Annotated in this window: 6 protein-coding genes and 1 pseudogene; 5 read left to right on the top strand and 2 right to left on the bottom strand. The window is 73.3% G+C overall.

Annotated elements, in window-relative coordinates:
• Positions 1–40: 40 nt before the first annotated feature.
• From AF1_RS11295 to AF1_RS11305, 3 genes and pseudogenes are all read left to right on the top strand, one after another.
• Positions 41–3526, top strand: a pseudogene (locus tag AF1_RS11295) (indolepyruvate ferredoxin oxidoreductase family protein); the annotation flags it as partial.
• A 307-nt stretch (positions 3527–3833) separates the two neighbouring features.
• On the top strand, positions 3834–4349 hold the full coding sequence (locus tag AF1_RS11300; protein WP_131732505.1) for a hypothetical protein: 516 nt from the start codon (positions 3834–3836) through the stop codon (positions 4347–4349).
• Between the two features lie 9 nt (positions 4350–4358).
• The gene (locus AF1_RS11305; RefSeq protein WP_067796276.1) at positions 4359–4787 is read left to right on the top strand and encodes a MarR family winged helix-turn-helix transcriptional regulator; all 429 of its coding nucleotides are present in this window, start codon (positions 4359–4361) and stop codon (positions 4785–4787) included.
• 46 nt (positions 4788–4833) lie between these two features.
• On the opposite strand, the gene AF1_RS11310 is transcribed toward AF1_RS11305, so the two are convergent.
• Positions 4834–5532, bottom strand: a complete 699-nt coding sequence (locus AF1_RS11310; RefSeq protein ID WP_174548845.1) for a helix-turn-helix transcriptional regulator — start codon at positions 5530–5532, stop codon at positions 4834–4836.
• A 136-nt stretch (positions 5533–5668) separates the two neighbouring features.
• Here AF1_RS11310 and AF1_RS11315 point away from each other — a divergent pair, with 136 nt between their 5' ends.
• Positions 5669–6217 (top strand): DUF2231 domain-containing protein, encoded by a 549-nt coding sequence (locus AF1_RS11315; protein ID WP_067796281.1) that lies wholly within the window; start codon positions 5669–5671, stop codon positions 6215–6217.
• The gene (locus tag AF1_RS11320) at positions 6214–6642 is read left to right on the top strand and encodes a hypothetical protein (protein WP_067796284.1); all 429 of its coding nucleotides are present in this window, start codon (positions 6214–6216) and stop codon (positions 6640–6642) included. Before AF1_RS11315 ends, AF1_RS11320 begins: the two co-directional genes overlap by 4 nt.
• 64 nt (positions 6643–6706) lie before the next feature.
• On the opposite strand, the gene AF1_RS11325 is transcribed toward AF1_RS11320, so the two are convergent.
• Positions 6707–7726, bottom strand: coding sequence for a sulfotransferase family protein (locus AF1_RS11325; RefSeq protein ID WP_067796286.1), 1020 nt, complete (start codon positions 7724–7726; stop codon positions 6707–6709).
• Positions 7727–8492: the final 766 nt, after the last annotated feature.

The following is an 8492-nucleotide window of genomic DNA, read 5'->3' on the forward strand; positions in this document are numbered from 1 at the left end:
CCGGCATCTTGCACTCCGCTCAGCGAGACGGGTCAATGCAGGCATGAGCACCACCTCTTCCTCCCCGCTGCGTGACCGGCTGGAACTGGAGCGCGGCCGGATCGCGCTCGGCGGCGTGCACGCGCTCGTCCGGCTGCTGCTCGACCAGCGGCGGGCGGACGCGCGGCGCGGCTGGAGGACCGCCGGGTTCGTGTCCGGGTACCGGGGGTCGCCGCTCGGCGGCCTCGACCAGCAGCTGATGCGGGACGCGAAACTGCTGGAGGACAGCGGCATCCGGTTCGTGCCGGGCGTGAACGAGGAGCTGGCGGCGACGGCGGTGTACGGGTCGCAGCTCGTCGACCATCTGCCGGGGCCGCGCTACCAGGGCGTCTTCGGCCTCTGGTACGGCAAGGCGCCCGGCGTGGACCGGTCGCTCGACGCGTTCAAGCACGCCAACTGGCTCGGCACGTCCGAGCGGGGCGGGGTCCTCGCGGTGGTGGGCGACGACCCGTCCTGCAAGTCGTCCACGCTGCCGTCGGCGACGGAGGGCGCGCTCGCCGAGGCGTTCATGCCGGTGCTGGTCCCGGCGTCGGTCGGGGACGTGCTGCGGCTCGGACGGCACGGGTTCGAGATGTCCCGGTTCAGCGGTGCCTGGACCGGTTTCAAGGTCGTGACCGATGTCGCCGACTCGCACGAGATCGTGGCCGCCGAGCCCGTGCCCGACCCCGTCCTCCCCGAGTTCGGCTGGCGCGGGCGCCCGTGGAAACCGACCCGCAGGCCGGGCGTCGACCTGAAGGGCACGACGGCCCTGGAGGGCGAGGTCCTGCACGGGCGGCTGCGGGCGGCCGCGGCGTACGCCGCAGCGAACGGCCTCGACCGGATCGAGGGGGCGGCCGGGGACGCGGCGATCGGGCTCGTCGCGGCCGGGCGCACCTACCTGGAACTGCGCGAGGCACTCGACCGGCTCGGGCTGGACGACGAGGCGCTGGCCCGCCGCGGTGTCCGGCTGCTGCGCCTCGCCCTGATCCACCCCCTGGACGCGGGACGGGTGAAGGAGTTCGCGCGGGGCCTGCGCGAGATCGTCGTCGTGGAGGACAAGCGCGCGTTCATCGAGGCGCAGATCCGGGACGTCCTCTACGACCAGCCGGAACGTCCCGCCGTGTACGGCAAGACCGGGCCCGGTGGCGCCGATCTCGTCCCGCCCGACGGGGGCCTGGACGCGGACCGCATCACCCGGGCCCTCGCCGGGCTCCTCGCCGACCGGGTCGGCGAGGAGCACCTCGACCTGCGCGACCCCGTGCTGCGGCCCCGCAAGCCGCGGATCAACCTGCTCACGTCCGCGCGCACCCCGTACTTCTGCTCCGGGTGCCCGCACAACCGGTCGACGGTCGTCCCGGACGGGTCGATCGCGGCGAGCGGCATCGGCTGCCACGTCATGACCGTGTTCACCGGCCGCAGCATCGGCACCACGCAGATGGGCGGCGAGGGCGCGATGTGGGTCGGCGCGGCGCCGTTCAGCGACACCGGGCACATGTTCCAGAACCTCGGCGACGGGACGTTCTTCCACTCGGGCAGCCTCGCCGTCCGGCAGGCCGTCGCGGCCGGCACCCACATCACCTTCAAGATCCTCTACAACGCGGCCGTCGCGATGACCGGCGGGCAGCACGCCGACGGCGGCTCCGACCCGGCCGCGATCACCCGGATGCTGCACGCCGAGGGCGTCGCGAAGATCGTCGTGGTGGCGGACGACCCGTCCCGCTATCCGCGCGGCACCGGCTGGGCGCCCGGCGTCCGCGTCCGGCACCGCGACGACCTCGACGCCGTCCAGCGGGAGCTGCGGGAGATCCCCGGCGTGACCGTGCTGCTGTACGACCAGGCGTGCGCGGCGGAGACGCGGCGCAAGCGCAAGCGCGGGCTCGTCCCCGACCCGCGGACCCGCGTGCTGATCAACGAGGCGGTCTGCGAGGGCTGCGGCGACTGCGGCGTGAAGTCGAACTGCCTCAGCGTCGAGCCCGTCGAGACCGAGTTCGGCCGCAAGACGCAGATCAACCAGACGTCCTGCAACAAGGACTACTCCTGCGTGGACGGCGACTGCCCCTCCTTCCTCACCGTGGTCCCGGGCGGGCGGAAGGCGCGGCCGTCACTGCCGGAGATCGGTGAACTGGACGATCCCGAAACCCGCCCCGGCTCGGCGGACATCCTGCTCGTCGGCATCGGCGGAACCGGCGTCGTCACCGTCAACCAGGTCCTCGCGACCGCGGCGCTCATCGACGGGCGGCACGCCCGCGCACTCGACCAGACCGGGCTGAGCCAGAAGGCCGGCGCGGTCGTGTCGCACCTGCGGATCGGGGACACCGACCGGGACCGTCCGGGCATGGTCGGCGCGGGCGGCGCCGACGCCTACCTGGTGTTCGACTCGCTCGCCGGGACGGCGGAGCCGAACCTGCGGCGCTGCGCGCCCGGCCGGACCGCCGCGGTAGTGTCGACCAGCGAGGTCCCCACCGGGCAGATGATCACCGACACGGCGGCGTCGCTGCCGCCGAGCGCGGCACTGGTACGGCAGATCGCCGACCGGACCGACGGGGACCGCCTCGTCGCCCTCGACGCCCTCGCGCTCGCCGAACGCTGGTTCGGGAGCACGACCACCGCCAACTTCGTCGTGGTCGGCGCCGCGTACCAGGCGGGGCTGCTGCCGCTGCCGGCGAAGGCGATCGAGGAGGCGCTCGCGCTGAACGGCGTCCAGGTGGAGCAGAACGTGCAGGCGTTCCGGGCGGGGCGGCGGCTCGTCCTCGAACCGGGGTGGGCCGCCGAGCCCGCCGTGGCCGCACGGGTCACCGGAAGGCCCCTGGACGCGACCGCGCCGGCCGCGATGAGCCTGGTCGAGGCGGCGGACGCGGCCGGCGAACTGGCCCGCGTGCTGCGGATCCGCGTCCCCGACCTCGCCGCCTACCAGGACCTCGCGCTCGCCAAGCGGTACCTGGACGCCGTCCTGCGCGTCGCCCGCGCCGAGCGCGCGGCCGGGATCGGGGGGCAGCGGCTCGCGGTCGCCGTCGCGCGCAACCTGTACAAGCTGATGGCCTACAAGGACGAGTACGAGGTCGCGCGCCTGCATCTCGACCCGGAGCTCACCCGGCGGGTCGAGGAGCGGTTCGGGCCCGGTTCCACCGTGGCGTACCTGCTGCACCCGCCGCTGCTGCGGGCGGTCGGGCTGGACAGGAAGATCGCGCTCGGCCGGTCGGCCCGTCCGGCGTTCCGCACGCTGCGCGCCATGCGGCGGCTGCGCGGCACCCCGTTCGACCCGTTCGGCGCGACCGCGCAGCGCCGCGCCGAACGCCGCCTCGTCACCGGCTACATCGCCGTCGTGAACGAACTGGTCGCCGGGCTGGACGCCGGACGGCACGACGTCGCCGTCCAGATCGCGGAGCTGCCGGACATGATCCGCGGCTACGAGGAGGTCAAGACCGCGAACATCGCCCGCTACGAGGAGAGCCTCCGCGAGCTGCTCGCCACGTGGCGGGCCGAGCGGTCTCCCAGCCGGGTGCGATGATCAGGTGATCGCGCTGGTCACCGCGCCGGCCAGCGCGATCACCGCCGGCCGCGGGACGGGCGGCTCCCCGGCGGCCGGTCCCGCCGGGATTCTCATTTTCGCCGGCCTACGTCGAACCGGGTGCGCGGGACCGCGCGTACCTCCTGGCACACCGGGCACCGCGCCCGGCACCGACCTGCGGCGAAAGTGAGGTTCATTGGAATCGGGCCCGCGGCCGACGGGCCGCCACCGCCCCGGGCAGCACCCTGACAGGTGGCGGCGCAAGGAGATCCGCCGCCCGCGGCACGGGTTCGGTATCCCGTGGCCCATGTTCGCAGGGGTCGCCACCACGATCATCGCGGCGGCCCTCCTCGTCACCGGGATCGGCGGCACGCTCTCCAGCCGGGACCCCTCCCCCGGCAGTCTCCTCCCGCTCCAGGCGGCGTCCCCCTCGCCGGCGGACACCTCGCGAACACCGTCCCCCGAACCGTCCCGCGCCAGGACGCGCGAACAGGCCGAGCCGCCGGGGAACCCGGACCCGGGCCCGGCGGAACGGCACATTCGCGACGCGCTGCTGCAGCTGCGCTCCTCGGTCCGCCGGGGCGTCGCCGCCGGTGACGTCCGCGGCGACGCCGGCCTGGACCTCACCAGGGCCATCGAGCGGATGCTCGGCCGACCGCGGGCACCGCTCGCCCGGCGCCGCGCCGACGTCGCCTACCTCCACATGAAGATCACGACCCGCGCCCGCGAGGGCGCCATCACGGGCGGACGCGCCGAGCTGTTCCACCTCATCCTCGACCGCGCCACCTGCCGCCCACCGGCCCGGATGCACCCGGTGAAGTAGCATCGGGGCGTGCAGGAGCTCAGCCAGGACGATTTCACCGCTCTGCTGGCGTTCCGTACCGGGCTGCGGCGCTACCTGCGCTGGAGCGAGCAGGCGGTGCGCGCGGCGGGGCTGACGCCGGCCCAGCATCAGCTCCTCCTCGCCGTCCGGGGCCACGATGCCGAGCGTGCGCCCACCATCGGCGAACTCGCGGAGTACCTGCTCCTGCGCCACCACAGCACGGTCGAGCTGATCAACCGGGCCGAGCACGCGGGCCTCGTCGCCCGCGAACGCGACCCCGACGACAACCGGGTGATGCGGGTGCGGCTGACGCCCGCGGCCGACCGCGTCCTCGCCGGCCTGACCCGCGTCCACCTGGCCGAACTGCGCAGCCTCGCGCCGATCCTGGAGCGCCTGAGCGCCGAGCTGAAAACCCTGGAGGACCGGCCGGGCGGCTGACCGGCCGCCGCGGCGGCGATCGCGCCCAGCGCGGTGATCGGACGGATCACTCGTCGCGCGGGCCGAACTCGACGCAGCAGTAGCCGGTGTGAGGGGCGAGCACGGCCTCGACGGAGGGCGCTCCCAGGCCGTCCACCATCCCCGCCAGGAAGGCGTGGTTGACGCCGCAGACCAGGTCGGGGTCGTCCTCGGCCATCGGGTGGAACGGGCAGTTGCGCAGCCGCAGCCGCGCCGGGCCCTCCCGGTCGGGCTCGAACCCGTGCCGTTCCAGGATCTCCGCCGCGCAGGTGAGCGCGCGTTCGGTGCCGAGCCGCCCGCCCCGGACGGGACGGCTCCGCGCCGCGCCGAGCGCCCGCCCGCGTTCCCCGGCGGCCCGCAGTGCCGCGTCCCGTGCGCTCTCCCCCGGCTCCTGCCCGCGGACGGCGTCCAGCAGGATGCTCGCGAGCAGCCCGTGCTCGCGCTGCGGGATGCTGACCCGCACGTCGACCCCGGACGGCTCGTACACCTTGGGCGCCCGGCCGACCCGCCGGACACCGGACGGGTTGGCATAGCGGGCGCACAGCAGCCCCGCGTCCACGAGCTTGTCGAGATGGAACGCGGCCAGCTTGCGCGAGATGCCGACGCTCGCGGCGGCCTCGTCCCGGGTCACCGGCGCCTTCGCCGCGCGGATGAACGCGTACATCCGGCGCCGCAGGTCGTCGCTGAGGATCGCGGCCGCCTCCAGCCCGGCGGAGTCCGAAGTCACGCCACCCACCCTAGCGTGCGATCACCATAACACCCAAAAAATCTGGTCCAAACAAGACAAGACCCCATCTTGCCTTCCCATCGTTGACGTGACACTGCTATAAAACCAATACTTGTTGGTGAAATAGGAGGTCGTCATGGACGATCCGCAGCAGCAGTCGAAACGGCCGGTGAGCGCGCTCGCCGGCGGCTACGGCCACCCCCTGCACCCGATCCTCGTGACGGTGCCGATCGGGGCATGGGTGGGCAGCCTCGTGTTCGACATCGCCTCGCACGTGGCCCACGACCCGGACTTCCTGGCCAAGGGCTCGCTGTGGCTCATCGGCCTCGGCGTCGCGGGCGCGCTCGCCGCCGCCGCGACCGGGTTCCTCGACCTGCTCGCCGTCCCGCCGGGGACGCGCGCCTTCCGCACCGCGCTCGTCCACATGTCCCTGAACCTCACCGTGACCCTCGCCTACGTGGGCGGCTTCGGCTGGCGGCTCGGGGACGTCACCGGACCGGTCGCCCCGGGCCGCATCGCCCTGTCGGCCGTGGCCCTCGCGGGCCTCGCGGTGTCGGGGTTCCTGGGCGGGAGGCTCGCCTACCGCTACGGCGTCCGCGTCGCCGACGAGAACACCCAGGCCGAAGGCTTCACCACGAACCGGCCCGCACCCCGTCCCACCGCCGACCAAGGAGAGACACCATGACCATCGCCGCACTCGCCACCTGGCTGATCACCGCCCTGGGCGGCTTCTACATGCTCGGCACCTGGATCGCCCGCGGTGGCGTGCGGGGCGGGACCTCCCGCCTCCCCGTCCCGGTGATCTTCGGCCACTTCCTGCTCGCCGCCGCCGGGCTCGTCGTCTGGGTGATCTACGTGTTCACCGACGCGGGCGCCCTCGCCTGGACGGCGTTCGGCATCCTGCTGCCGGTCGCGCTGCTCGGCTTCGTGATGTTCTTCCGCTGGCTGGCCGTGACGCGCACCCCGTCCGTCCGCCCCGAGGGCGCCCCGGGGTCCGCCCAGGCCACCACGGCGCCGGAGAGCGCCTTCCCCATCCCGGTCGTCCTCGGCCACGGCCTGTTCGCCGTCGTGACCCTGATCCTGGTGATCCTGTCCGCTCTCCAGTCCTGAGCCACGCGCCCGCCGCGATCGCGTCCGAGACGCGCCGGGGACAGGGCGACCTGTCCCCGGCGCGTCAGTCCTCGGGCCGTCCGGTCAGCGGCACGGGTCCGGTCAGCCATGACACGACGGGGTTGGGTTCGCGGGACCGCGCGAGCCGCTCCCGCGCCGCCTCCACGTACCGCGTCCGCCGGCGGTGCGCCAGGAGCCGGTGGAAGCGGGCGAGGTGCGCGGTGGCCGGGCGCCCCGTCCCGGCCGGCTCGTAGCCGTGGTGGCACAGCCGGCGGGCGAGGACGTGCTCGACCAGTTCCGCCTCCCAGTCCGCCATGCGCTCCCGCCACACCCCGACCTGGCGGGTGGTGACGGCCTCGTGCGTGCGCAGATGCCACCTGCGTTCGAGCGGCACCGTCCGGCGCGCATGCCGGTACGCCTCGGTCATCTGGGCGTCGTACTCCTCGCCGAGGAACGCGCACAGCCTCCTCAGCGCGTCCTCCGGGTCGGTGACGAGGTCCTCGTACCGGAGTTCGCAGAAGGTGTCCGGGCCGAGCCGGGCGCCGAGCCGCCCCCCGATGTCGACCGCCTCCCGCCAGGTCAGCGCGGCGGCGTAGAGGTCGCCCTTGAACCAGGGCATCCGCATCAGCGAACTCACCGCGTCCCGGCCGTCCCGGACGAGATGGACGAACTGCGCGTCCGGGAACATCCGCCGGAGCATCGGCACCCGGCGGAAGTAGCTCGGGCGCTTGTCGCCCCACCGCGGCTTGCCGTGCTCGCGGGCGTAGGCGCGAAAGACGGTCGCCAGCGCCGATCCGAGCGTCGGCGGCCCCTGCACGATCTCCTCGACGACCTCGGCGGCGTCCAGTTCGAGGACCGGGAACTTGGTGTCCTTGCCGCCGGTGATCCATTCGGCCAGCGCCCGCCGGTTCTCCGCGCGCTCCAGGTCACCGAAGCCGTGCCGTTTCTCGTACGCGACGTGCACGAACCGCGTCTCGGACGGGAACGCGATGCGCCGGTGCGAGTGCAGCATCTGCTGGAGCAGTGTCGTCCCCGACCGCGGGCATCCGAGGACGAAGATCGGCCGGCAGGAGTCCATGCTCATGGCCGGGGACCGTAGTCGCGGCTTGTGAACGCGGGCCCCAGTGCGCATCAACGCCGGATGAAAACTCCTTCCCGGCCGCCGCGGATGGTGAGGCCGGCGGTCGGGAACGGCGATCGGGCGGTAAAAGACTTCCCGTTGAGCGAGAAATGAGTTAGGGTCACCATTGGTGTGCCGGGAAGTCTGGTCGGCGAGACAGAGCAACGTCTCCGATCAGGAGGGTCGATGACTCCCCGGCACTTTTTGCATGCGCCGACCCGGCCGCGCGACGGCCGCCGGCAGGACTCCAGTCCGTACGAACTGAACCGCCTCGGCTGGACGCACGCCTTCCCCGACAGCTGAGCACATTCACTTTCTCGCGCAGCGAATCCTTTTCCCATCGACGGGCCACCGTTTCCGGTAGCCCGGACGGACAATGACGTCTCGAAGCGGAAGCGTGCATTTCCATGGGTGAATTCATCGACGCCGCGTTCGGTTTCCCACCGCTCTGTTCAGCTTTTCCCTCCTGGTCGTCGCCGGGTACTGGGCGCCCGCCCTGCTCGGCTGCCTGGAGGTCGACTTCCTCGGCGCCGGCGCCGATGCCGACACGGGGGCCGGTACCGGCGCCGAGGACGGGGACGGGGACGGCGGGGACGGGATCACCGCCCGCCGGCCGGGCGTCGCCGACGCCCGGCCGGCGGAGATCAATGGAACCGTGCTGACGGCCAATTGATCAAACAGACCTGCGGCGGGTCGTCGCCTCTGGGGGCCGCCAGACCGACGACCCGCC

The organism is Actinomadura formosensis NBRC 14204 (genome assembly GCF_001552155.1).
In the GTDB taxonomy this organism is placed as follows: Bacteria; Actinomycetota; Actinomycetes; order Streptosporangiales; family Streptosporangiaceae; genus Spirillospora; species Spirillospora formosensis.

Coding starts and splice junctions, on each gene's coding strand:
- AF1_RS11300 (WP_131732505.1), top strand. CDS start 3,834: ATGTTCGCAGGGGTCGCCACCACGATCATCGCGGCGGCCCTCCTCGTC.
- AF1_RS11315 (WP_067796281.1), top strand. CDS start 5,669: ATGGACGATCCGCAGCAGCAGTCGAAACGGCCGGTGAGCGCGCTCGCC.
- AF1_RS11320 (WP_067796284.1), top strand. CDS start 6,214: ATGACCATCGCCGCACTCGCCACCTGGCTGATCACCGCCCTGGGCGGC.
- AF1_RS11325 (WP_067796286.1), bottom strand. CDS start 7,726: ATGAGCATGGACTCCTGCCGGCCGATCTTCGTCCTCGGATGCCCGCGG.